The sequence below is a fragment of the Kitasatospora sp. NPDC048286 genome (assembly GCF_043201735.1).
Classification (GTDB): Bacteria; Actinomycetota; Actinomycetes; order Streptomycetales; family Streptomycetaceae; genus Kitasatospora.
The window spans coordinates 191926-216339 of record NZ_JBICZE010000002.1 but is presented as its reverse complement, the minus strand read 5'-3'; the positions used below and the strand labels follow the sequence as shown (position 1 = coordinate 216339).

Here is a 24414-nt window from a genome sequence, read left to right as displayed (position 1 = left end):
GGCCGTGAGGTGCTGCCATGAGCACAGTCGCCCGGCTCCCCGGGAGCGGGCGTGAAGGGGCCGCCCGGCCCGTCCGGTCCCCTGGGGGCGTGAACGGGCCGGGCGGCCTTCCGTGCGGTGCGGTTCCTCCGTGCCGTGCGGGCGGGTGCCCGCCGGGGGTCAGTGCCCGTCGCAGCCCGGGAGGGCCTCGCACATCGGCGCGGTCATGCCGGTGCCGACGTACTTGTCCTCGGGCGCCTTCCAGGCGTCCTTCGGCTGGGCGCCGGCCTTGGTGGTGGCCCAGACGGTCAGCTCGCTGACCACGCCGCCGTCGCTGACCACGTACTCGTGCAGGGTGACGGTGCCGCCGTCGGCCTGCGGGACGGTCAGGACGGCCGCGAAGTAGGGCGCCTCCGGGGCGCTGTCGACCTTCACGGTGGCGCCGGGCACGGTCTTGGCGCAGGACTTGACGGCCTCCGTCAGGCGGGCCTGGGCCAGGTTGGTGGACTGCTTGGCGCCGCTGCTGTGGGTCGGGTCACCGTGGAACAGCAGGGTCTGCTGGGCCGCCCAGCGGTCCCCGCCGAAGCCGACCTCGGACTTCGCGGCGGCGGCGCCGGTGAACAGCGCCTCGTCGTCCTTGGCGACCGCGGCGCGGCACAGCTCCATGCCCTTGAACTGGGTGACGCCGGAGACCGGCTTGGCGTTGGCCGCCAGCGGCGTGTAGTGGTAACTCTCGTCCATCGGGATGCTCTTGGTATCCATCCAGGCCTTGTCCGGGATGCCCTTGTCGCTTCCGGTGGGCTTGGTGGGGTTGGTGGCGGGGGTGGTGGCCCCGGCCGGGGCGGCGATCGTGCCGCCGTCCTGACCGTTGTCCGGCCCGCAGGCGCTGAGCGCGCCCAGGCAGACGAGGGCTGCGGCGGTGGCGGTGACGACTCTGGTGGTGCGCAACTGACGGTTCCTCGGATGTCCGGTGGCATGGGTCGGGGTCGGGCGCGCGCCGGCCGCGGGCCGCTGGTGCGCGGCGCCGTCCGTCCGTCCTCGCCGCCCGGTCGACCCGTGGTCACGGGCGTGCGGCATGGCGGCTCCTCCCCCTGTGCTTGGGGCCGCCTGGCTCCTCGCCCCGCCCGCCGCCCCGGGATTGAGGGGTGGTCAGGGCCGATGCGCATCGACGGCGATCGAAAACCTATGTCAACGGACCGTCGGTCGCAAAGCCGGGTTCCGGGCCGGACGCCCGGATTCCCTTTTGTGGCCGATGGTGCTGATTGGGCCTGTGTGGTGGATGTGATCGGATGCGGCGGGGGCCGTGGACGGGGTTCGGGATGGCCCCCGGGGCGCGTGATCGCCCCCGCGCGGGCCCCGGCCGGGGACGCGTCCGGCCTGGTCAGGCGACCAGGCCGCCGATGCCGGAGCGGCCCGCCGGAACGCCGTCGAGGGTGACCACGGTCTGTCGGCCGACGGCCTCGCCGAACACGGCGGCGATCGCCCCGGCCGCCGCCGCGACCAGCCGGGCGGGCGCGTCCGGGAACTGCGGCAGGTGGTACGCCGCCTCCCGCATGCTCAGCGTGACCACGGGGGCGGCCTCGTCGGTCGGCACCCCGCCGATGCCCCGGCGGCGCTGCGGGACCCCGATCAGCTCGACCGCGACCAGGGGACGGAACTGCTCGCCGAAGACCGAGGTGACGGCGTCGGTGAGGCCGGCGATGAGCGTCGGCTCGACGGCGGGGGTGAGGGACTCCTCGCGGATGTGCAGGCTCAGGTGCGGCATGGTGGAGCTCCGTTCGGCTCGGTTCGTACCATGGGCTGACGGGTTCGCTTTGCACATAAAATAGCTTTGATTTCAAAGATAGTTGGGGAGAGGTGGGCGATGTCAACGCCCGAGGGAGAACCGCGGAACGCGGGAGCGGCGGGCGGGGAGGGGCTCGACGACGCCGTGCGGTCGATGCTGTTGCTGATGCCCCGGCTGGTCGGGCGGGCCAAACGGATCCCCGTCCCCGAAGCGCTGCGCGGCCTCGCGCTGGCGCCCCGGCACCTGTCCCTGCTGGCCTGCCTGCTGCTGGACGGGCCGATGGGCGTCAACGAGCTCGCCGCCCGGCTGGAGGTCGCCCCCACCACGGTCAGCCTGATGGTCGGGGACCTCAGCCGGCAGGGCGTCCTCGAACGGCGGGAGGACGAGGTCGACCGGCGGCGGCGCATCGCCGCGATCACCCCCGACCGGCTGCCCGCCATCGAGGCCTGGCTCGCCCCTGGGGCCGCCGCCTGGCGCACGGCCCTCGGACCGCTCGGCGCGGAGCAGCGGCGCCTGGTGGTGGACACGTTGCTGGCGTACGAGGCGGCGGTGGGGCGGGAGCGGGACTGACCGCGGGGGCGACGCGGAGCCGGTGGCCGGGGCGCGGGAAGCTGTCCGCGGGCGCCGGGGACGCCGAGCTGCCGGGCGAGCCGGGGAAGGGCCCGGGCGAAGCGGCCGGACACGCCCTGGAACCGGGGGTGGTGGGCGAGCGCGGTCTACGGACGAGCGGCCGGTCGGAGGCTGACGGTTCGCTGGAAGAGCGCGGTGAGGAGGAAGGGGACGCCGAACAGCGCCGAGTCGGGGTCCTGGGCGGCCATCGGGCGGATCTCCAGCGGGGTGAACCCGCGGAACAGCGAGCGGAGTTCGTCCGGCGAGTAGGCCAGGCCGCCCTCCAGCGCGCCGAGCCGGTAGAGCTCCTCGTCGGGCCGCTCGGACCCCGTCGCGCCGGCCGCGAAGGCGGTGACGGCGAAGTGCCCGCCCGGCGCCAGGACCCGGTCCAGCAGGGCCAGGTAGCTGACCCGGCGGTGCGGCGGGAGGTGGTGCAGGCAGCCGGAGTCGTAGACCAGGTCGTAGCGGGTGTGCGGGAGTTCGGCCTCGAAGATGCTCGCCCGGTGGAACCTCGGGCCGGTGCCGGTGCCGGTGCCGGTGCCCGTGCCCGTGCCCGTGTCGAGGCCGAGGCCCGCCTCGCGGGCGCGCTCCTCGGCCCAGGCGATGGCGGTGACGGAGAGGTCGACGGCGTCCACCTCGAAGCCGAGGGAGGCCAGGTGGATCGCGTTGCGGCCGTTGCCGCAGCCGAGGTCGAGCGCCCGGCCGGGGGCGAGCAGACCGCGGTCGAGGTAGTGGGCCAGGTTCTCGTCCGGCTTGGGAGCGAAGAACGGGCGCCCGGCGGACCGGTCCGCGTAGAACCGGTCCCAGAACGGTTCGGCCGGCGGGAAGAGGCCGTCGAGGAGGGTGAGGACGTCTTCGGTGGTGCGGATCGTACGGTTCATGCGGCCGAGCCTAGGCGGCTCGCCGGGCGGGCGCGCGGGGCGCAATAACCGCTGTACGGAGGCCTGTTGGGTCTGTCGAAGGCCAGGTCGGGACGAGGGTCCAGGTTCGGGGTCGACGGGCGGCGGCGCCCCCGCCGGGAGCCGGGAAAGGCCGTTTCCGCGGGGCGGGGAGAGGCGCTCGGGGGAGCGTTCCGGAAATTCCTCCGGGGACTTCCGGGTGAAGGGCCGAAGGGTGCGCGGAACCGGTCGAAACGGCGCGCCGGGGCCGGACCTGACGGCGATGAGAACCCGCTGGGACCGTGACGGCCCGCGCCGCCCGTGTGCTAGGTTCGCGCGCATTCGAACGGTCCGGTGTGCACGGGGGGAAGCATGGTGGCGGTGCCGATGAGTGCCCGGTGGCTGACCGGGCTGGGGATCGTGGCGTTCCTGCTGCCGATGCTCGCCATGGCGGCGAGTCGCAGGATGTCGGCGCCGGCGTTCTACCTGCCCGCGCTGTTGTGCGTCGCGGTCTGTGCCGTGCCGTCGTTCTTCCGCCGCCGGGACCGTTTCCGGATCGCCTGCGCGGCCGCCGGGATGACGGTGGCGGCGGTGTCGGCTCCGCCGGGGGTCCTCGGCCTCCTGTTCGCGGTGTTCGCGCCGGGCTGGGGCTGGCTGCTCTACCTCGCCTTCCTCGCCCTGCCGGTCACCGCGATCGCCGCACTGATCGCCGGCTTCCAGCGGGCCAAGGGCCGCGACAGCGGTCGGCGGGCGGTCGCGGTCGCCTGGGCGGCCACGGCGATCACGGTGACCGGCTGGGGGTACATCGGCGGCCTCGCGACGGCCTGAGCGCCGGACCCCGAGAGATCAATCGGATTGCCGCCCCACGGCCCGGTCGGATAGGAAACTCGCATGCTCAGGGGAAGCAAGGTCGGGCTCAGGGCCCGGCACGAGGAAGACATCCCGGTCCTGCGGACCGAACTCTTCGACGACGTGGCCACCTCCGCGCGGTCCGAGGGCGCCCCGTGGCGGCCGATCCCGCCCGGCTCGAAGGACCGCCGGCTCGTGGTGGACGACACCGTACCGACCCACGTGCCCTTCTCCGTCGTGGAGTTGGACGGCGGCGCGCTGGTCGGCACCGCGACGCTGTGGGGCATCGACACCCACCACCGGTCCGCGCACATCGGCCTCGGAATGCTGCCCTCCTGCCGCGGCAAGGGCTACGGCACCGACGTGGTCGCGGTGCTCTGCCACTACGGCTTCGTCGTGCGCGGCCTGCACCGGCTGCAGATCGAGACGCTGGCGGACAACGCCGGGATGCTGCGCTCCGCCGAGCGCAACGGCTTCGTCCGCGAGGGCGTGCTGCGCTCCGCGGTCTGGGTGATGGGCGAGTTCGTGGACCAGGTGGTGCTCGGGCTGCTGGACCGGGACTGGAAGCCGGACGGGAACCACCCCCGCCCGGAACGGCCCGGGACCGGCCGATGATCACCGTTCCGGCCGGCCGGGTCACCCTCTCCGACCGCCGCACCCAACGCAGTTGGACCGTCGACGTGGCCTCGTACCGGCTGGCGGCCTGCCCGGTGACCCGCGAGCAGTACGAGGGCGCGAGCGGCGACCACCGCCCCGCGCACAGCGTCTCCTGGCTCGACGCCGTCCGCCACTGCAACGAACTCTCCCGCCGCGAAGGCCTCGTACCCGCCTACGCGGTGGACGGCGAGGAGGTCTCCTGGGACCGCGCCGCCGACGGCTACCGGCTGCCCACCGAGGCCGAGTGGGAGCACGCCTGCCGCGCCGGCACGGACGGCCCGCGCTACGGCCCGCTGGACGAGATCGCCTGGCACCGCGGAAACTCGGGTGAGCGGCCGCACGAGGTGGGCGGGCTGCGCCCGAATGCCTACGGGCTGTACGACCTGCTCGGCAACGTCTGGGAGTGGTGCTGGGACCACTACGACCCCGAGGTGTACGGCAGTTACCGCGTGCTGCGCGGCGGCGGCTGGTTCGACGAGCACTGGAGCTGCCGCGCCTCCGTCCGCCGCCGCAGCCATCCGACCCTGCGGATCGACGACGTGGGATTCCGGCTCGCGCGCTCGATCGCCGGGTGAAGACGGGCGCGGTGAAGACGGGTGCGGTGAAGGCGGGCGCGGTGAAGGACGGGCCGGGTGCGGTGGAAGCCCTCCGGTGCGGTGAATCGCGGGCTCCCGGACATCCGTCCGGAATTTCTCGCGGAATCGAGGAACCGTCACGAACGGACCGGCGTTGGCGCCTGCATGAGTGACGAGAGATCCGATGAGCCGGTGTCCCTGCGCCCGATCGCCGAGGCCGACCTGGCCGTGATCGAGGAGATGGTGAACGACCCGGAAGCCCTGGGCGAGTTCCAGTGGTACGGCTGGCGGGACCCGCAGCGGTTCCGCCGCCAGTGGGTGGAGGGCGGGCTGCTGGACGACCGGCAGTGGATGCTGGCGGTCGTCGTCGGGGGCGGGTTCGGCGGCTTCGTCGCCGCCAGCCGCAGCGGGGTGCGGCCGTCCGCCCCGTACTGGAGCATCGGCGTGCAGCTGCGGCCCCAGGTGCGCGGGCGCGGGATCGGCACCCGGGCCCAACGGCTGCTGGTGGACTACCTGTTCGCGCACTCGCCGGTGATGCGGCTGGAGGCGGACACGGAGGCCGGCAACCTGGCCGAGCAGCGCGTCCTGGAGAAGCTCGGCTTCACCCGGGAGGGTGTGCAGCGCGCGGTGACCTTCCGTGGCGGCGAGTGGCGCGACGTCGTCCGGTACAGCCTGCTGCGCACCGACCCGCGGCCCTGACCGGCCCTGACCCGACCGCCGGCGGACCTGGACGCCGAACCACTCCTCGGCGAGGGCGTCCAGCGTCCGCGCCGAGGGCCTCAACTCCCGCAGGTGCCACGGCAGGTTGCCGTACACGTGGAGCAGGGTGCACGCCATCGGCAGGCGGGGCTCGACGCGGCGCCCGTGGGCGTCCGGCAGGTGTCCGAGCGGGTGCGGGTCGGTCCGGGTGGTGAACGCGGCGCCGTTGCGCGGCGTCGGTTCTCAGTCCCCGTCCCGGCGGCTGCCGCAGGCGTCGGCGTCCGTGGCGACCGGCTCCGGGGTGGACGGGTCGCGGGTGAGCAGGTAGCGGGCGCCGGGACCGGCCTCGCCCGCACGGTCGGCGGCGTTGTAGAGGGCGCAGCGCGACAGCGAGAGGCACCCGCAGCCGATGCAGCCGGAGAGTTTCTCCTTGAGTCGCCGCAGTTCGGCGATCTGTTCGTCGATCCGGCTCTGCCAGGACTCGGCCACCCGGTCCCACTCGGTGCGGCTGGGGGCCGGGCGGTCGGGGAGGCGGTCGAGGGCGACCTTCGCCTCGTCCAGCGAGAGGCCGACCCGCTGGGCGGCGCGGACGAAGGCGATCCGGCGCAGCGTGCCGCGGGTGTAGCGGCGCTGGCCGCCGGTGGTGCGGGTGGCGTGGATCAGGCCGAGGCTCTCGTAGTAGCGCAGCGCGGAGGGGGCGAGGCCGCTGCGCCGGGCGAGTTGGCCGATGGTGAGCAGGTCGCCGTGGTGCGGGCCGGGGGCGTGGCGGGCTTCGGGGCGGGCTTCGTGGCGGGCGGTCACGGGGACCCACTCTAGCCGTTTGACCTCAAGTCGGCTTTAAGTTGCACGATCGGGGGCATGACGACGAACCCGACGGCCGAGGCCGGGACCGGCACCCGTTTCGAGGACCTGCCCGCCCTGATGAGCCTGATGACCGGCGACGAGAAGCACGGCCCCGCCGCCACCTCCACCCTGGACGCGCTCTGGGTGCTCTACGACCGGGTGCTGCGGGTGGCCCCGGAGACCGCCGACGCGCAGGACCGCGACCGCTTCCTGCTCTCCAAGGGCCACGGCCCGATGGCGTACTACGCCGTGCTGGCGGCCAGGGGTTTCCTCGACCCGCAGGTGCTGCCGAGCTTCGGCGGCTACGACTCGCCGCTCGGCCACCACCCGGACCGCACGCTGGTCCCCGGCGTGGAGATCGCCTCCGGGTCGCTCGGCCACGGCCTGCCGCTGGCCGTCGGCACCGCGCTCGGGCTGCGGGCCCAGGGCCTGACCGACCCCGCGGTCTGGGTGCTGGTCGGCGACGCGGAGTTCGACGAGGGCTCCAACGCCGAGGCGGTGGCCTTCGCCGGGGCCTACGGGCTGGAGCGGCTGCACGTGGTGGTGATCGACAACTCCTCCGCCACCCACGGCTGGCAGGGCGGCATCGCCCAGCGGTTCGCGGCCGAGGGCTGGTCGACCGCGACGGTGGACGGCCGCGACCACGAGGCGCTGTACCGCGCCTACACCGCCGAGCACCCGGGCCGCCCGCACGTGGTGGTCGCCCGGGTCGAGCCCAAGAACTCCTGAGCACCCACGTACTCCTGAACACGCCGAGCACCGCCGACCTCCCGGCGACGAAAGGACCTTCACCGATGGACACCATGCGCGACCGCTTCGTGGCCGTGACCACCCGCCTGCTGGACGAGGACCCCCGGCTGGCCCTGGTGCTCGCCGACATCACCGCGGCAGCCTTCGCCCCGGCCCAGGAACTCCACCCCGACCGGGTGGTCAACGTGGGCATCCGCGAACAGCTGCTGGTGAGCGCGGCCGGCGGCCTGGCGCTCACCGGGATGCGCCCGATCGCCCACACCTTCGCCAGCTTCCTGATCGAGCGGCCCTTCGAACAGGTCAAGCTGGACCTCGTCCACCAGGGCGTCGGCGCCGTGCTGGTGAGCGCGGCGGGCTCGTACGACTGGCCGGCCGGCGGCCGCACCCACATGTCCCCGGGGGACGTCGCCCTGCTGGACACCCTGCCGGGCTGGACGGTCCACGTCCCCGGCCACCCGGACGAGGCCGAGCAACTGCTGCGCCACGCCTACGCGGACGGCGACCGCAACGTGTACGTCCGGCTGTCGGTGCAGCAGAACGCGGCCCCGCTGCCGGTCGAACCGGGCCGCTTCACCACCGTCCGGACGGGCTCGCGCGGCGCGGTGCTCGCCGTCGGGCCGATGCTGGACGCGGTGCTCGCGGCCACCGAGGGCCTGGACGTCTCCGTGCTGTACGCGGCGACGGTGCGCCCCTTCGACGCCGCCGGACTGCGGGCGGCGCTCGGCGACCGGGCCGATGTGGTGCTGGTCGAGCCGTACCTGGCGGGCACCTCCGCCGGTGAGGCGCACGCGGCGCTCGCCGACCGCCCGCACCGGGTGCTGGGCCTGGGCGTGCCGCGCGAGGAGCACCGGCACTACGGCTCGATCGAGGAGCACCTGGCCGCCTACGGCCTGGACGCCCCGTCGCTGCGGGAGCGGATCGGCACCTTCCTCTGGTAGGCGACTCCCACGGCGGGTTCCTGCCGGAGGAGGGTTCTCAGACGGCGACGATCGCCACCGCGTCCGCCGCCAGCCGCACCGCCGGCCCCTCCAGCGCCGCCGCCCCGAAGGCCGCCACCACCTCGCGCCCGGTCGCCCCCAGTGCCGGCGCGGCCTCGCCCGGCCCGAGGTTGACGGCGATCCGGTACGGCCCCCGGTGCACCACCAGCAGGCCCGCCGCCTCGTCGTGCGTCACCCGCACCGCGCCGAGGTCGGGGTCGGACAGTTCCGGGCGCTCGCGCCGCAGCCGGATCAACTGCCGGTACCAGGCGAGCAGTTCGGTGTGCGGGGCGCGCCGGAGCTCGGTCCAGTCGAGGACCGAGCGCAGTACGGTGGCGGGTTCCTGCGGGTCGGGGACGGCCTCGGCGGCCCAGCCGTGCTCGGCGAACTCCCGCCGCCGGCCTTGCCGGACGGCCTCGGCGAGGTCCGGGTCGGTGTGGTCGGTGAAGTACTGCCAGGGGGTGGCGGCTCCCCACTCCTCGCCCATGAAGAGCATCGGGGTGAACGGCGAGGTGAGCACCAGTGCCGCGCCGCAGGCGAGCCGGCCGGGGGAGAGGCTGGTGGAGACGCGGTCCCCGAGCGCCCGGTTGCCGACCTGGTCGTGGGTCTGGAGGTAGCCGAGCAGCCGGTGTCCGTCGCCGAGCGGGGCGAACGGGCGCCCGTGGGTGCGGCCGCGGAAGGAGGACCAGGTGCCGTCGTGGAAGAACCCCCGGGTGAGCGCCTTGGCGAGGGCGGCGAGCGGCGCGCGCGCGAAGTCCCGGTAGTAGCCCTGGGAATCGCCGGTGAGCGCGCAGTGCAGGGCGTGGTGGAAGTCGTCGCTCCACTGGGCGGTGAGGCCCTGCCCGCCGGCCTCGGGCGGGGCGGTGGTGGCCGGGGTGTTGCGGTCGGACTCGGCGACCAGGAACAGCGGCCGGTTGGTCGTGACAGCCAACTTCCGTACCTCACCGGAGAGTTCCTCCAGAAAGTGGACCGCCCTGTGGTCCACGAGGGCGTGCACGGCATCCAGCCGCAGCCCGTCGATCCGGTAGTCGCGCAGCCAGGCCAGCGCGCTGCCGATCAGGTAGGCGCGCACCTCGTCCGAGCCGGGCGCGTCCAGGTTGACCGCCGAGCCCCACGGGGTGTGGTGCCGGTCGGTGAAGTACGGGCCGTACGCGGGCAGGTGGTTGCCGGAGGGGCCGAGGTGGTTGTGGACGACGTCCAGCACCACCCCGAGGCCCCTGCGGTGGGCGGCGTCCACGAAGCGCTTGAGTCCGTCGGGGCCGCCGTAGGGCTCGTGGACGGCCCAGGGTGAGACCCCGTCGTAGCCCCAGCCGTGCTTGCCGGGGAACGGGCAGACCGGCATCAGCTCGACGAAGTCCACGCCCAACTCGACCAGGTGGTCCAGACGTTCGGCTGCGGCGTCGAAGGTGCCGCGGGCGGTGAAGGTGCCCACGTGCAGTTCGTACAGCACCGCGCCGGGCAGCGGCCGGCCGCGCCGGCCCTCCTGCGACCAGCGGAACGCGGCGTGGTCCACCGCGCGGCTCGGCCCGTCCGGCCCGTGCGGCTGCCGGGCCGAGCGCGGGTCGGGCAGCGGCGGGCCGTCGTCGAGCCGGAAGGCGTAGTCGCCCGCCGGGGCCTCGCCGGACCACCAGCCGTCCCGGTCCGGGCAGCGGGCCAACTCGTAGGCGAAACCGTTGACTTCGACCCGCACGCGGTCAGCCGCGTTGGGCGCCCACACCTCGTAGGCCGGCATCATCCCCTCCTCGTCAGCAGCGCCACCGGCAGGGCCGCCAGCAGCTCGGACACCGGCACCGCGCCCGCCGGGAAGCCCCGCCCGGTCAACTCGTCCGTCCACGGCCCGCCCGCCGGCAGCTCCAGCACGGTGTCGCGCCAGCCGCCCGCCCGCTCCAGCCCGTACGGCAGCCGGGTGACGGCGGTGACCACGTCCTCGCCCCGGGCGAAGGCCAGCAGGTGGTCACCGGAGAGGTCCACGGCGTGCAGCGGCCGGTACGGGCCGAGCGGGCGGGCGCGGCGCAGGTGCAGCGCGGTGGCGGTGAGGTGCAGCTTCTCCCGGGCGAGGTCGCCGGGGCGCGGCGCGGCCGCGTCGGTCAGCCGCACGGCGAGCGCCCCGAAGTCCACCACGCCCCGGTTGTCCGGGTCCACCAGGGTGTACAGCGGCTCCTCGCTGCCCTGGTAGAGGTCCGGCACGCCCGGCACGGTGAGGTGCAGCAGCGCGGCGGCGAGGGTGTTGGCGCGGGCGTACGGGGCGAGGGCGTGCACGGCGCCCTCGATCCTGGGGAGCAGCCCGGGGTTGCCGTGGACGGAGCGGGCGCGCTGCTCCAGGGCCCGCTCGTAGCCGGGGTCGGGGTTGGTCCAGGAGGTGCGCAGCTTGGCCTCCCGGGCGGCCTTGAGCAGGGCGGCGACCAGCCGGTCCGGGTCGATCGGCCAGGCGGCGACCAGGGTGTGCCAGAGCAGCCAGTCGGCGTCCCGGTCGAAGCCGGGGCCCGCGGCGGTGGACCACGCGGCGGCCTCGGCGGCCCAGGCGTCCGGCCGCTCGGCGAGCACGGCGAGGCGGGCCCGGGCGTCGGCGCTGCGCTTGGTGTCGTGGGTGGAGAGCACCGTCATGCTGTGCGGCCAGGTGCGCTCCAGGTAGCGGCACCAGTCGTGGAACTCCGCCGGGCGCAGCCCGGGCCGGGCGGGCTCGCCGCCGACCTCGTTGAGGCCCGGCAGGGCGTTCCAGCGGTAGAAGGCGGTGTCCTCGACGCCCTTGGCGGCCACCGCGGCGGCGGTCTGGGCGAAGCGCGCGCAGAACTCGTCCTTGTCGGCGCCGCGGCCCAGCTCGCCGAGCGCGAGCGCGGCCACCAGCCGGTCGGTCGGGTCGGCGGAGCCGTCCAGGGCCGCCCGCAGCTGTTCCACCGACGCCGTCGACGGCGCCTCGCCGGGCCGGGCGTACGGCCGGTACGCCGGGTAGCCGGTGAGCAGCCGGCCGAGTGCCGCGCGCAGCTGCCCGGGCGCGTGGTCGGCGTGCGCGGGCTCGGCCGCGCCGATCCGCAGCGCGATCCGCACCAGCCGCTCGACCTCGGCGGCGAGCTCGCCGTCCGGCCCGGCCATGTCGGCGCGCCCGCGCCGGGCCTCGGCGATCGCGGGGTGCGGGTCGACACAGAGGTCCCGGACCGGCCCGCCGTGCAGGAAGGACTCGTACGCCCCGGCGAGGCGGCAGGCACCCGCGTGGTCGGTGAGCACGCCGTCGATCCGGCGCAGCGCGTCGTAGCCGGTGGTGCCGGCCACCGGCCAGTCCGCGGGGAGCCGCTCCTCGCCGGTGAGGATCTTCTCGACCACGACGTACGCCCCGCCGGTGGCCGCAGCCAGGCGCTCCAGGTAGCCGCGCGGGTCGGCGAGCCCGTCCGGGTGGTCGATCCGGAAGCCGTCCAGGACGCCGTCGGCGTGCAGCCGCAGGAGGACGGCGTGGGTGGCGGCGAACACCTCCGGGTCCTCGGCGCGCAGTGCGATCAGCTCGTTGACGGTGAAGAAGCGCCGGTAGTTGAGCTCGGTGCGGGCCAGCCGCCACCAGGCCAGCCGGTACCACTGGCGGGCGAGCAGCTCCGGCAGCGGCAGCTCCTCGGTGCCGGGGCGCAGCGGCAGCTCGTGCCGGTGGTAGCGCAGCACCCCGGCGTCCACGGTGAGCTGGTCCAGCACCGCGCCGAGCCGGTCGCCGAGCAGCGGCAGCAGCACCCGACCGCGCCCGGGGGCGTCGACGGGGCCCGCCTGGGCCGTCCAGTCGATGTCGAACCAGCGCGCGTACGGCGAGTCGGGCCCGTCGCGCAGCACCTGCCACAGCGGCCGGTTGAGCCGCTCGGGGGCGGGCACGGCCATGTGGTTGGGCACCACGTCGGCGATCAGTCGCAGGCCGTGGCGGTGCGCGGCGGCGGCCAGCTCGCGCAGCGCCGGCTCCCCGCCGAGCTGCTCGCTGATCCGGGTGTGGTCGACGGTGTCGTACCCGTGGGTGGAGCCGGGGACGGCCTCCAGCAGCGGGGAGAGGTGCAGGTGGGAGACACCGAGGGCGGCCAGGTAGGGGACGGCGGCGCCGGCGTCGCGGAGGGTGAAGCCGGGCTGGAGCTGGAGGCGGTACGACGACGAGGGGACGGCGGCGGCCGGGCGGGGCTGCGCGGGCTCGGCGGCGGGGGTCATAGCTCCATAGGTACCCGGGGGAGGGCGCCGCCAAGACCCGCTGCTGACCCGAACAGGTGACCTGTCCGACCGTCCGAAGGGCCGCGCCACCCCCGGGGAGCGGCCGGGCACCGCCTTCGAGGACCCGCTTCGAGGACCGCCTTCGGGCACCGCCCGCGCGCGCCGGCTACGCGGGCCGTTGCAGCACCATCAGCGAGCGGTCGGTCAGCCACAGGCTGTCCCCGGCCTTGACCCGCGCGCCGGTGCCCGGGGCGGGCAGCCGTGGCCGGGCGGTGTCGACCACGACCTGCCACTCCTGCCCGTGGTCGGCGGGCACGGTGAACTCCAGCGGCTCGAAGTGGGCGTTGAACATCAGCAGGAAGGAGTCGTCGACGATCCGCCCGCCGCGCCGGTCCGGCTCGGAGATCGCGTAGCCGTTGAGGAAGACGGTCAGCGACTTGGCGTGGCTGGCGCCCCAGTTGCGCTTGGTCATCTCCTCCCCGGTCGGGGTGAACCAGGCGATGTCGGTGAGGTCGTCGAAGCCGCCGGAGGCGGACACCGGCCGGCCGTGGAAGAACCGCCGCCGCCGGAACACCGGGTGGTCGCGGCGCAGCCAGATCATCCCCTGGGTGAACTCCAGCAGCCGCGCCTGCGGCCCGTCGCCCTCGGGCCAGTGCACCCAGGTGAGCTCGTTGTCCTGGCAGTAGGCGTTGTTGTTGCCCAGCTGGGTGCGGCCGAGCTCGTCGCCGTGCGAGAGCATCGGCACGCCCTGGGAGAGCATCAGGGTGGCGATGAAGTTCCGCTGCTGGCGCTCCCGCAGCTCCTCGACGGCCGGGTCGGCGCCGGGGCCCTCGACGCCGCAGTTCCAGGAGCGGTTGAAGGACTCGCCGTCCCGGTTGTCCTCGCCGTTGGCCTGGTTGTGCTTCTCGTTGTACGAGACCAGGTCGCGCAGGGTGAAACCGTCGTGGCAGGTCACGAAGTTGATCGAGGCGATCGGGCGGCGGCCGTCGTCCTGGTACAGGTCGGAGGAGCCGGTGAGCCGGGAGCCGAACTCGGCGAGGGTGGCGTTCTCGCCGCGCCACAGGTCCCGCACGGTGTCCCGGTACATGCCGTTCCACTCCGTCCACAGCGGCGGGAAGTTGCCCACCTGGTAGCCGCCCTCGCCGAGGTCCCAGGGCTCGGCGATCAGCTTGGCCTGGGACACCACCGGGTCCTGCTGGACCAGGTCGAAGAAGGAGGACAGCCGGTCCACCTCGTGGAACTGCCGGGCGAGGGTGGCGGCGAGGTCGAAGCGGAAGCCGTCCACGTGCATCTCGGTCACCCAGTAGCGCAGCGAGTCCATGATCAGCTGGAGCACGTGCGGGCTGCGCATCAGCAGGCTGTTGCCGGTGCCGGTGGTGTCCTCGTAGAAGCGCTGGTCCCGGGCGAGGCGGTAGTAGGAGACGTTGTCCAGGCCGCGCAGCGACAGCGTCGGCCCCAGGTGGTTGCCCTCGGCGGTGTGGTTGTAGACGACGTCCAGGATCACCTCGATCCCGGCCGCGTGCAGCGCCTTGACCATGGACTTGAACTCCTGCACCTGCTGGCCGCGGTCGCCGGTGGAGGAGTAGGAGGAGTGCGGGGCGAAGAAGCCGACGGTGTTGTAGCCCCAGTAGTTGGCCAGGCCGAGGTCCCGCAGCCGGTGGTCACGGACGAACTGGTGCACCGGCATCAGCTCGATCGCGGTGACGCCGAGCTTGGCCAGGTGCTCGATCACCGCCGGGTGGGCCAGGCCCGCGTACGTCCCGCGGATCTCCTCGGGGATGCCCGGGTGCAGCCGGGTGAGGCCCTTGACGTGGGCCTCGTAGATGACGGTGCGGTGGTAGTCGGTGCGCGGCGGGCGGTCGGTGCCCCAGTCGAAGTACGGGTTGATGACCACCGAGTGCATCGTGTGCGGGGCGGAGTCCAGGTCGTTGCGGCGCTCGGGGGCGCCGAAGTGGTAGCCGTAGACCGACTCGTCCCAGTCGACGTGCCCGCTCATCGCCTTGGCGTACGGGTCCAGGAGCAGCTTGGCGCTGTTGTGCCGCTGGCCCAGGCCCGGGTTGTACGGACCGTGCACGCGGAAGCCGTAGCGCTGGCCGGGCTGGACGCCCGGGAGGTAGGCGTGCCGCACGAAGGCGTCCGTCTCGCGCAGTTCGACGGCCGTCTCGGAGCCGTCCTCGGCGATCAGGCACAGCTCGATCCGGTCGGCGCTCTCGGAGAACACCGCGAAGTTGGTGCCGGCCCCGTCGTAGGTGGCGCCGAGCGGGTAGGGCGTACCGGGCCAGACCTGCATGACTCCTCAACTTCCTTCCTGGCGACGGAAACTGGCACGTGATCCGAGGGTGATCCGGATCGCCTGCCCGGACCGGACGCTCTCTTCCCGGCCGGGCGGCCGGGCATGTGCGCGACCGGGCGCCGTGACGCACGGCACAGCGGCCGCGACGGGCGGCACAGCGCATACTCCCCGAGCCCGTCCCCGGCGGCCGGGACATCCGGCCCGGGTTGGGCCGAACGAGCGTCCACCGGGCATTCGTGTGAAGAGTGCGACCGGTGGTGCGGGGGAGCCCCCGGGCATCCGGCTGCGAACGGCTCGCGACGGGCAGTACCCTTGATCGTCCGGCCGCGTGGGCGGGCCTCCAGGAAGTCACAGGGAGTCAGCGGCCCCCGCGCCCGCGGGGGTCGGCCGCAGCAGACCAGACGAGGTGGCGCATGGTGTTCCCCGCCGACGGCCCCGGCCGGGGCGCGGCCCGCAGCGAGGCGCCCACGGTCGTCATGCGCCCCACCCTGACCGGCCGGGCCCTGGTGCCCGCCCAGGGCGGCCCGGTCGAGGTGCCCGCCCTGGCCTGGTCGGCCGGCGAATGGGAGGACGCCTACCAGCGGGTCCGGCTGTCCGGCCGCGCCTACGTCTGGCTCAACCTCGTCGAACAGCGGCTGCGCGCCCTGGTCGACGAGGTGCTGCACCCGATCTACGCCCCCGCCCACGGCGAGGACTGGGTCACCGCCGCCGCCGGACCGGCCGGCGAGGAATGGGCGCACCGGGCCGGAGCCGTCCGCGAGGTCAGCCGCCGCAAGGGCTACCTCCTCGACCCGGCCGACGACGACCCGCTGGTCTTCCTCACCCTGCCCCAGCTGCGCGAACTGATGGTGCAGCACTGGCCCTGCTTCGAGCCGTACCTGGCCGACCGGCGCGAGATCGAACTGGCGCTGGACGAGCTGGAGGTGGCCCGGCACGTGGTCTCCCGCAACCGGGTGCTCACCCAGACCGTGCTCGCCCAGACCGAACGGGCCGCCGCCCGGCTGCTGGCCGTGCTGGACGGCGGCGCCGGCGGGGTGCCCGCCGACGTGGTCGAGTCCCTGGTGGCCGGCCGGTACGCCGACGTCGTCGCCGTGCACGCCGACCGGGTCCGGCTCCAGCGCGACCTGCCCGTCGAGGACCTGCTGGACGGCGCCCGGCGCCTGGACGCGCTCGGCATCGGCCTCGGCATGCTCTGCCAGAACTACACCGGCAAGCGCCTGGTGCGCCTGGCCGGCGAGGGCTGCCGGGTACGGCTGCTCTTCCTCAACCCGGCGAGCAGCGCGGTGCGCCGCCGCGAACGCGAACTCGGCCTCGGGCGCAGCGAGTTGTCCCGCTCCATCGAGATGAACATCATGCACGTGCGGAGGGTGCGGGCCCGGCTGCGGGACCAGGGCGGCTTCGAGATCCGGGTCTTCGACGAGACCCCGCGCTTCACCGCCTACCTCGTCGAGGGCCCCCGCACCGCCGGCCAGGCCGGCGGCCGACGGCAGGGCCGCGACCTCGGCGTCGTCCAGCCCTACCTGCGCCGCGCCCGCGGCATGGAGTCCCCGGCCCTGGTGCTGCGCGGCGGCGCCGGCCAGCAGCCCGGCGGCACCGAACCCGGACTGCTGGAGGTCTACCGCGAGGAGTTCGAGGGCGTCTGGGCCGACTCCCGGCCCGTCTCCTGAGCCGCGCGCCCTCGAAAAGGCGCTGGTCGGGGCGGTCGCGCCGCTGCCAGACTGCGGCCGTGAACAGCGAACCAGACTGGAGCCTGCGCCCCGCCACACCCGAGGACCTCGAACCCGTCGCCGAACTGCGGGCCCGGGTCATGCGCGCCGACCTCGAACGCCTCGGCCGCTACGACGAGCACCGGGTCCGCCAACGGCTGCGCGACGGCTTCTCGCCCGAACACACCTCGATCGTCCTGGTCGGACAGACCTTCCTCGGCCGCCACTTCGCCGGCTCCGTCACCGTCCGCCCCGCCGAACGGGGCGGCCGCCTGTTGGAGCACTTCTACCTCCACCCGAGCCACCAGGGCCGGGGCCTCGGCACGGCCGTCCTGCGACACGTGCTCGCCGAGGCCGACGCGGCGGGCGAACCCGTCCGCCTGAACGTCCTGCAGGGCAGCGCCGCCCGCCGCCTCTACGAGCGGCACGGCTTCCGGCTCGAACACGAGGACCCGGTCGACGCCTTCCTGTACCGCCCGGTGCCGACGCCGTGCACCGACCCGGCCGCCGAACGGCTGCGGGACACCGCCCTGCTGTGGAGCGCCGGGGAACTCACCGCCCGCGAGGTCGTCGACGCCGCCTGCGCCGCACTCGTCGCCGGATCCGGCGACGAGGCGCTCCTCGCCCTCGCCTCCTGCCCGGACGCCGAGGCCTCCGACCGCGTGCCCGACCTGCTGCCGCCCGCCCTCGCCGAGTTCGGGCTGCTCCACCACCCGCCCGGCGGCATGCTCGCCAAACAGACCGTCCTGCGCGCGCTCGCCACCCGGCTGCTCGACGGCCACTACGGACCCCAGGACCTCACCCGCCGCGTCCACGAACGCTTCGGACACGACCACGGCCCGGCCGAACGACTCGCCGAACTCGACGACGAGTACGACACCCTCGAGTACGGCACCCGCACCCGGGATCAGGTGGACGCCGAAGTCCTCGCCGAAGCCCGGCGCCTGGCCTCGTAGCGACCCGGCCCGGGCTCCCCGTGGGTCGGGCTGTCGGTGGGGCGGGTGATGATAGGGGCTGTTTCGAGAGGCAGGACGGAAGGACACACCTGATGAGCTGGTGGCAGCAGCCACTGGTCGGCTTCGACCTGGAGACCACGGGCACCGACCCGGCCGTGGACCGCATCGTCACGGCCGCGCTCGTGGACACCGTCGGGGCCGCCCTGGTGGGCGCCGCGCACTGGCTGCTCGACCCCGGGGTGCCGATACCCGCCGAGGCGGAGGCGATCCACGGGATCGGGGACGAGGTGGCGCGGAGCAAGGGCAGACCGGCGAAGGAGGCGGTGGAGGAGATAGCCGCCGCGCTGTGCGAGCGGATCGCCGACGGGCGGCCGGTGGTGGCGTTCAACGCGCCGTTCGACCTGTCGCTGCTCGACGCCGAGCTGCGCCGGCACGGGCTGGCGACGCTCGCCGAGCGCCTGGGCCGCCCCGTCGGGCCGGTGCTGGACGCGCTGGTGATCGACCGCGCCGTGGACAAGTACCGCAAGGGCTCGCGCACCCTGCAGCGGGTCTGCGAGCTGTACGGGGTGGAGCTGACGGACGCCCACGAGGCGGGCAGCGACGCGCTGGCCGCCGTCCGGGTCGCCGTCGCGCTGGCCGGCCGCTACCCGAACGAGGTCGGCGCGCTGGACCCGGCCGAGCTGCACCGGAGGCAGATCGACTGGTACCGGCAGTGGGCCGAGGGCCTCCAGGCCTGGCTGCGCCGCGGCAAGGACCCGCAGGCGGTGGTCGACCCGCGCTGGCCCGCCCGGTGACGGACGTCCGCGCGGTACGCCCCGCCCGCCCCGCGGACCTGCCCGGCTTCCTCGCGCTCGCCGCCGAGGTCGAGCACCGGTCCGGCCCGATGGTCGCCGAGCCGGGCTTCCACCGCGCCGGGCCCGGGCCCCGGGCCCGCCTGCGGCGTCAGACCCCCTCGGGCGGGGCCACGATGGCGGCCTCGGCGGTGTCCGGCGCCAGCGGGTCGTAGCGGACGGTCATCAACTGCCCGACCCGGGGCGCGAGGTAGGCCTGGACACGGACCACGCAGACCAGGCTGCGGGCGACGCCGTCGGGGGCCGCGTAGCCGACGGTGAGCCGGAACTGCGGCTGGGCGAAGCCCGTCGGCTCACCGGGCTGGACGGCGGTGACGGTGCCGGTGGTGCTCACCCCGTGCGCGGCGAGCCGGTCGGCGGTCGTCCGGGCGGCCCGGTACGTGCGGTACTGCGCCCGGAGCCGGGACTCGGACAGGGTGACCAGGATCAGGGTGAGTGCCGCCAGGAGCCCGACGGCGGGCAGCGCGGCCCGGTACGGCCCGCCGGGCCCATAGACCGCGCCGAGCGCCCCGGCCAGGATGGCGAGGAGCAGGACCCCGCCGGCGGGCAGCCGGTTCGGGGCGCCGGCGCCGGGGGAGCGGCCCACCATCGCCGCGCCCACCATGCCCGTCAGCCAGCACAGCGCGGCGCCGGCCCAGTACGCCTGGGTGTAGGGCGAGCCGAGGCAGAGCCGTGAGCAGGTCTCCGGGTCGCGGTAGGCGACCACCCCGGCCGCGAACAGCCGGCCGGCCATCGCGCACAGCGCCAGCAGGAGCAGCGCCGCGAGCGCCCGTCCGAAGCCCAGGCGCCGTTCGAGGTAAGGGAGTCGGGAGCTCGACGGAGCGCCGGCAGTCATGCCGGGAGGCTAGTGCGGCGGCCGGGGCGGGCGGTGTGGGGGCCGCCGTCCGGCCGGTGAACGAGGGGGAAACATCCCGCGGTGGCGGGCCCCGGCGGCCCTACGCGGCCGGGAAGTCGAAGGTGTAGCCCTGGGCGACCAGCCAGGGCAGCAGCTGCTTGAGCGCGGCCACGGTCTGGCCGCGGTCGCCGCCCCCGTCGTGCATCAGGATGACGCCGCCGGGCTTGAGCTGCTTCTGCACGGCCGAGACGATCGCCGGCGTCCCCGGCCGCGCCCAGTCGCGCGGGTCGACGGACCAGCCGAGCGAGGACATCCCCAGGCTCGCGGTGATCTGCTCGTTGTCGGCGTTGAAGCCGCCGCCCGGGGCGCGGAACCAGCCGACCTCGGTGCCGGGGCCGCCCGCCTGGACGATCATGTCCCGGGCGGCGGTGATCTCGTGCACGGCCTTGTCGTGCGGGAGCTTCGCGAACGGCTGCGGGTGGTGGACGCTGTGGTCGCAGAGCCGGTGCCCGGCGGCCAGGACGCGCTTGACCATGGCCGGGTTGGCGGCGGCGTTCTGGCCGATCTCGCAGAAGGTGGCCTTGGCGTGGTACTGGGCCAGCAGGTCCAGGATCTGGCCGGTGGCCGGGCCGGGGCCGTCGTCGAAGGTGAGCGCCACGGTGCGGCCGCCGGAGGCGGTGGAGCCGATCACGGTGCCCGCCCCGGTGTGCGGGGGCGGCGCGGCGGGCGAGGACGGGTCGGCGGCCGGTGCGGTCGGGGTAGCGGCCGGCGCGGCGGGCGCGGTGGACACCGGGGAGCCCGTGGCCGCGGGCGGGTTCGGCTTCGCCGGCGCCGACGGGGCGGCGGCGGGCGCGGAGGGGGCCGCGGGGGAGACCGGCGGCGCGGCGTCCGAGCCGGGTGCCGGCGCGATGGTGGTCGCCGCCGTCCCGCTCGGCCGGGCGGCGTCCGGGGACGGTGTCCCGGCCGCGGCCGCGCTCGGCGCCGCCTGGGGCGTCCTGCCGGCCGTCCCGCACGCGGCCAGCCCCAGGGCGGCGGCCACCACCACACAGCCCGCCAGCAGCCGGCGCCGGGAGCGGGACGGTCGGGTCGGGGCGAAGGGGCGGCGGCGGGCGGTCCGGTGCATGGCGGCGGCTCCTGAGGTGCGAGTACGGTGCCGATCTCTCGGGTCAGGACGACTGTCCGATAGGACGCCGATCGTACGTTCCTCGGTTGCTGACCGGACCGAACCGCCGTAAGAGTCTTCTCACACCCGCCCCGCTGGCAGAGCCGCCCCGCCACGGGTAACGGGAGGGCCGTCAGAACGGGTACCAGCGCACCTCCGTGGCCCCGTCCCGCAGCGAGTCCACCCGGCGCCGGAACTCCTTCAGCGCGGCCGGGTTGCTGGCCGCCTGCTGCGCCACCCAGGAGGCGCTGGCGGTCTCCCGGGCGCCGCGCAGCACCGTGAAGCCGGGCCACTCGCGCACGTCCCACCCGTACGCCTCGGTGAACGCCCGGTACTCCTCGGCGGGCACGCCGTACCGGTCCTGGCTGAGCGCGAGGACCACCAGGTCGTGCTCGCGCAGGTCGTTCGCCATGAACTCCAGGTCGAGCAGCACCGGGCCTTCGGGGCCGATGTGGACGTTGCGCGGCAGCGCGTCGCCGTGGATCACCCCGGGGTGCAGCTGCGGGACGAGGTCCGGCAGGGCGGCCTCGAAGGCGTCCCGGCGGTGGCGCAGGAAGGCGACGTCCGCCGGGTCGACGTGGCCCTCGGCGGAGGCCAGCCAGCGTTCGACCGGGGCCAGCAGGTCGCGCCGGCCGAGCGTGAAGGGCGGCAGCGGCAGCCGGTGCAGGACGCACAGCAGCGGGGCGAGGTCGACCGGGCGGGCGGGCCGGACGGCGGGCGCGAGCCGGTGCCAGAAGGTGACCGGGTGGCCGTCGGCGAGCTGCGGCTCGGGTGCCACCGCGTCGTACGGGCGGACCACCGGCACGTCCTGCCCGGCCAGCCAGTGGGCGAGGGCCAGCTCGCGGTGCGCCCGGTCGTACAGCTCGGGACCGCGGCCGACCTTGGCGACCACGGCCGGGACGCCGAGGTCGAAGACGGCGTTCTCGCCGAGGGCGAGCAGCGTGGCCCCGTCGGGGGCGGCCAGTCCGGCCGACTCGCAGGCCTGGGCGAGCAGCAGCCGGGCGCGGCCCTCGTCGAAGGGGATCATGACTGGTTCCGTTCCGCCGACGTTCGTCCGGAGGATCCCGGACGGTGATCATCATGACGCACGGACGCCGGGCCCCGCGCGTTGCGGGACCCGGCGTCGGGGCGTTCCGGCGGGGGGCTCAGACCCCGGCCCGGCGGTGGCGCGCCCCCTCCGTCGCCGCGGCGGCCGGCCGGGCGGGCGGCGCGGCCCCGTCGGCGCCGAGCGGCGGGACGGACTCGCCGTGCGAGAGGTCCGGCAGCCAGTGCAGCCAGCGCGGCAGGTACCAGTTGCGCTCGCCCAGCAGCGTCATCACCGAGGGCAGCAGCACCGCGCGGATCACCGTGGCGTCGATCAGCACCGCGACCGCCAGGCCCACGCCCATCTGCTTCATCACCTGCATGGACAGTGAGCCGAAGACCGAGAACACCCCCACCATGATCACCGCGGCGCTGGTGACCACCCCGGCCGTGGAGCGGATGCCGTGGGCGACGGCGGCCCGGGTCGGCAGGCCGCGGTCACGGCCCTCCTTGATCCGGGAGACCACGAACACGTGGTAGTCCATCGAGAGCCCGAAGAGGATCACGAAGAGGAACAGCGGCACCCAGGACTCCACCGCGCCGACCCCGGCGGTGCCCAGCAGCGAAGCGCCCATGCCGTGCTGGAAGACCAGCGTCAGCACCCCGTACGCGGCGCCCACCGAGAGCAGGTTGAGCACCACGGCGGTGGCCGCGACGACCGGGGAGCGGAACGAGGTGAGCATCAGCAGGAAGGCGAAGGCGACGACGAAGCCGAAGACCAGCGGCATCGAGCCGGTCATCTTCCGGTTGAAGTCGTACGAGGCGGCGGTCTGGCCGGTGACCGGCGCCTCGCTGCCGGGCACCTTGAGCACGGTGGCGGGCAGCAGGTCCTCGCGCAGGCTCTTCAGGGCGTCGTTGCTGGTGGCGTCGTTGCCGCTGCCGTTGAGCGGGATGTTGACGACGGCCACGTTCCGGTCGGCGTGCACGGCGACCTCCACCGGGCCGTGCATCCGCCCGCCGGCCAGCGCCCTGGCCTGGAGCTCGGCGATCGCGGCGGTCATCGCGGGGGAGTCGATGTCGGCGGCCCTGATCACCACGGTGGCGGGGGCGGGGCTGCCGGGGAAGGCGGCCTCGATCTTCTGCGAGGCGGCGACCAGGGCGTTGCCCCTGGGCAACTGCTGCTGGAAGGTCAGCTTGGCGGTGTGCATGGTGAGCAGCGGTGCGGCCAGGGCCAGCAGGAAGGCGCAGGCGAGCACGGTGGCGGCCAGCGGGCGGCGCAGCACCGGGGTCAGCACCGCGTTCCAGAACCGTCCGCCGTCCTGTCCGGTGTCCGGGCGGCGCAGCTTGGCGAGAAACGGGACCCGGCCCTTCTCGACCCGGTCGCCGAGCAGCGACAGCAGCGCGGGCAGCACGGTGAGCGAGCCGAGTACGGCGGTGATCACGACCACGATGGTGGCGAAGGCCATCGCCTTGAAGGTGGAGATCCCGGTGAGGAACATGCCGGCCATGGCGACGACCACGGTGATGCCGGAGACCAGCACCGCCCGGCCGCTGGTGGCGGCGGCCACGGCCAGCGCGGTGGCGGCGTCGCGCCCGGCGGCCCGCTCCTCGCGTTCGCGGCGCAGGTAGAACAGGCAGTAGTCGACGCCGACGGCGAGGCCGACCAGCAGCATCACCGAGCTGGCGTCGCCGCTGGTGTGCAGGAACCCGCTGCCGAGCGCGACCAGCCCGGCGGCGGCGACGAAGGCGGTGAGCGCCAGCACCACCGGCAGCACGGCGGCGACCAGCGCGCCGAAGGCGACCAGCAGGATGCCGAGGGCGAGCGGCACGGCCGTCCACTCGGCGCGGGCGAAGTCGTTCGTGAGCTGGTCCTGCACCCACTTGCCGGAGCTGGCGTCGCCGAGCTGGACCACGGTCAGGTCGGGGTTCCGCTTCTGCACGCCGGCCACCGCGTCCAGTACCGGCTGGACGTGGTCCACGGCCTCGGTGGCGTCACCCTTGAGGGTCAGCGTCACCAGCGCGGAGTGGCCGTCCGCGGAGACCGCCTTGGTGTCGTACGGCGAGTGGACCTCGGCGGCCTCGCCGGTGCCGTTGACGGCGGCGACCACCTGGGCGACGGCGGCGCGGAACTCCGGGTCGTCGGCGCTGCGGGTGGCGCTCTGGACCAGCACGGTCTCGCCGGCCGGGCTCTTCAGACCGGCCTCGTCGAGGATCCGCGCGGCCCGGGAGACCTGCCCGGGGACCTGCTCGGCTTCGGTGATCCTGGTGCTGCCGTGCAGGCCGCCGAGGACGGCGGTCAGGACGACGAACAGCAGCCAGCCGAACACGGCCGTCCTGCGGTGCCGGGCGCTCCAGGCGCCCATCGCCGCCGCCAGGCCGAGTCTGGGCTTCACGGGCTTCACGGTGGTTCTTCCCCCCTGGGAGATTCGGCGGTCGTCGCCGGACGGGAGCGGCGGCGGCCCCGGGTCCCGGGAGCCGCCGATCGCGGTGCGCCGACTGCGGTCCGGCGTCCCGATCGACAGTAGGGAAGCGGGGGTTGGCGGTTAATCCGGCTGGCGGGTGGCCTCTTCCTGGTGCTCTCCTCGGGGCCCGGGTGGGGTTTTCCCTACCCCCCGACCCCGAGATCTCCTCCTGGGGGGTAGGGGATCCACCTCCACCCTGAGGGGGAGAAGTCTCCACCCGCAGTACGAGGTCAACGGGCCCGCGCCCGGGAGAAACTGGGCCGGGGCCGCTTCGTGGCGGCCCGACGGGGGTTGAAACACGCGGGGGCTCCTTGCCGGGCGGCAAGCAAGTGCTCGTAGGATGATGCCCCAGATTCA

The 24414-nt window shown here is 74.7% G+C and carries 20 protein-coding genes and 1 pseudogene; 10 read left to right on the top strand and 11 right to left on the bottom strand.

From position 1 onward, the window contains the following. Nucleotides 1–159: 159 nt before the first annotated feature. Nucleotides 160–927, bottom strand: coding sequence for a hypothetical protein (locus ACGF13_RS05275; RefSeq protein ID WP_392869146.1), 768 nt, complete (start codon nt 925–927; stop codon nt 160–162). A gap of 433 nt (nt 928–1360) precedes the next feature. Next, complete coding sequence (locus tag ACGF13_RS05270; RefSeq protein ID WP_392869144.1) at nt 1361–1744, bottom strand: hypothetical protein; 384 nt, start codon at nt 1742–1744, stop codon at nt 1361–1363. Nucleotides 1745–1843: 99 nt separating this feature from the next. On the opposite strand from ACGF13_RS05270, the gene ACGF13_RS05265 reads away from it, so the two are divergent. Next, entirely contained in the window at nt 1844–2335 is a 492-nt protein-coding gene (locus tag ACGF13_RS05265; RefSeq protein ID WP_392869143.1) for a MarR family transcriptional regulator, read from the top strand. A gap of 146 nt (nt 2336–2481) precedes the next feature. On the opposite strand, the gene ACGF13_RS05260 is transcribed toward ACGF13_RS05265, so the two are convergent. Continuing rightward, nucleotides 2482–3255, bottom strand: a complete 774-nt coding sequence (locus ACGF13_RS05260; protein ID WP_392869141.1) for a class I SAM-dependent methyltransferase — start codon at nt 3253–3255, stop codon at nt 2482–2484. A 384-nt stretch (nt 3256–3639) separates the two neighbouring features. On the opposite strand from ACGF13_RS05260, the gene ACGF13_RS05255 reads away from it, so the two are divergent. From ACGF13_RS05255 to ACGF13_RS05240, 4 genes are all read left to right on the top strand, one after another. Then, the gene (locus ACGF13_RS05255) at nt 3640–4080 is read left to right on the top strand and encodes a hypothetical protein (RefSeq protein ID WP_392869139.1); all 441 of its coding nucleotides are present in this window, start codon (nt 3640–3642) and stop codon (nt 4078–4080) included. 63 nt (nt 4081–4143) lie between these two features. Next, a complete protein-coding gene (locus tag ACGF13_RS05250; protein ID WP_392869137.1) occupies nt 4144–4716 on the top strand; it encodes a GNAT family N-acetyltransferase in 573 nt (190 codons plus the stop codon). Then, nucleotides 4713–5333, top strand: a complete 621-nt coding sequence (locus tag ACGF13_RS05245) for a formylglycine-generating enzyme family protein (protein ID WP_392869135.1) — start codon at nt 4713–4715, stop codon at nt 5331–5333. Before ACGF13_RS05250 ends, ACGF13_RS05245 begins: the two co-directional genes overlap by 4 nt. A gap of 192 nt (nt 5334–5525) precedes the next feature. Next, entirely contained in the window at nt 5526–6032 is a 507-nt protein-coding gene (locus tag ACGF13_RS05240) for a GNAT family N-acetyltransferase (RefSeq protein ID WP_392869133.1), read from the top strand. Nucleotides 6033–6275: 243 nt separating this feature from the next. Here ACGF13_RS05240 and soxR read toward each other — a convergent pair whose 3' ends face one another. Beyond that, nucleotides 6276–6833: a redox-sensitive transcriptional activator SoxR gene (gene soxR / locus ACGF13_RS05235; RefSeq protein ID WP_392869131.1), complete on the bottom strand. Its 558-nt coding sequence runs from the start codon at nt 6831–6833 to the stop codon at nt 6276–6278. Between the two features lie 57 nt (nt 6834–6890). Between soxR and ACGF13_RS05230 the strand changes: the two genes are divergently transcribed. Together ACGF13_RS05230 and ACGF13_RS05225 are read left to right on the top strand one after the other, a co-directional pair. Beyond that, nucleotides 6891–7604 (top strand): thiamine pyrophosphate-dependent enzyme, encoded by a 714-nt coding sequence (locus ACGF13_RS05230; protein ID WP_392869129.1) that lies wholly within the window; start codon nt 6891–6893, stop codon nt 7602–7604. Nucleotides 7605–7669: 65 nt separating this feature from the next. Continuing rightward, nucleotides 7670–8563: a transketolase family protein gene (locus ACGF13_RS05225; RefSeq protein WP_392869127.1), complete on the top strand. Its 894-nt coding sequence runs from the start codon at nt 7670–7672 to the stop codon at nt 8561–8563. A 37-nt stretch (nt 8564–8600) separates the two neighbouring features. On the opposite strand, the gene treZ is transcribed toward ACGF13_RS05225, so the two are convergent. From treZ to glgX, 3 genes are all read right to left on the bottom strand, one after another. Then, a complete protein-coding gene (gene treZ, locus ACGF13_RS05220) occupies nt 8601–10334 on the bottom strand; it encodes a malto-oligosyltrehalose trehalohydrolase (protein ID WP_392869125.1) in 1734 nt (577 codons plus the stop codon). Continuing rightward, nucleotides 10334–12769, bottom strand: coding sequence for a malto-oligosyltrehalose synthase (gene treY / locus ACGF13_RS05215; RefSeq protein ID WP_392869123.1), 2436 nt, complete (start codon nt 12767–12769; stop codon nt 10334–10336). Before treY ends, treZ begins: the two co-directional genes overlap by 1 nt. Before the next feature lie 166 nt (nt 12770–12935). After that, entirely contained in the window at nt 12936–15059 is a 2124-nt protein-coding gene (glgX, locus tag ACGF13_RS05210; RefSeq protein WP_392869121.1) for a glycogen debranching protein GlgX, read from the bottom strand. A 479-nt stretch (nt 15060–15538) separates the two neighbouring features. Between glgX and ACGF13_RS05205 the strand changes: the two genes are divergently transcribed. The 3 genes and pseudogenes from ACGF13_RS05205 to ACGF13_RS05195 all read left to right on the top strand — a co-directional run bounded on the left by ACGF13_RS05205 (nt 15539) and on the right by ACGF13_RS05195 (nt 18518). Then, nucleotides 15539–16729 (top strand): SAV2148 family HEPN domain-containing protein, encoded by a 1191-nt coding sequence (locus ACGF13_RS05205; RefSeq protein ID WP_392870035.1) that lies wholly within the window; start codon nt 15539–15541, stop codon nt 16727–16729. 83 nt (nt 16730–16812) lie between these two features. Beyond that, nucleotides 16813–17247 (top strand): annotated as a pseudogene (locus tag ACGF13_RS05200) (GNAT family N-acetyltransferase); the annotation flags it as partial. 569 nt (nt 17248–17816) lie between these two features. Continuing rightward, on the top strand, nt 17817–18518 hold the full coding sequence (locus ACGF13_RS05195) for an exonuclease domain-containing protein (protein ID WP_392869119.1): 702 nt from the start codon (nt 17817–17819) through the stop codon (nt 18516–18518). Nucleotides 18519–18666: 148 nt separating this feature from the next. Here ACGF13_RS05195 and ACGF13_RS05190 read toward each other — a convergent pair whose 3' ends face one another. The 4 genes from ACGF13_RS05190 to ACGF13_RS05175 form a co-directional block, all read right to left on the bottom strand. Further along, entirely contained in the window at nt 18667–19410 is a 744-nt protein-coding gene (locus ACGF13_RS05190) for a DUF3592 domain-containing protein (RefSeq protein WP_392869117.1), read from the bottom strand. Between the two features lie 100 nt (nt 19411–19510). Then, nucleotides 19511–20533, bottom strand: coding sequence for a polysaccharide deacetylase family protein (locus ACGF13_RS05185; RefSeq protein WP_392869115.1), 1023 nt, complete (start codon nt 20531–20533; stop codon nt 19511–19513). A gap of 172 nt (nt 20534–20705) precedes the next feature. Continuing rightward, nucleotides 20706–21599 carry a phosphotransferase enzyme family protein gene (locus ACGF13_RS05180; protein WP_392869113.1) on the bottom strand — a complete coding sequence of 298 codons (894 nt, stop codon included), beginning with the start codon at nt 21597–21599 and terminating at the stop codon, nt 20706–20708. Between the two features lie 118 nt (nt 21600–21717). After that, a complete protein-coding gene (locus tag ACGF13_RS05175; protein ID WP_392870032.1) occupies nt 21718–23958 on the bottom strand; it encodes an MMPL family transporter in 2241 nt (746 codons plus the stop codon). Between the last annotated feature and the right edge of the window lie 456 nt (nt 23959–24414).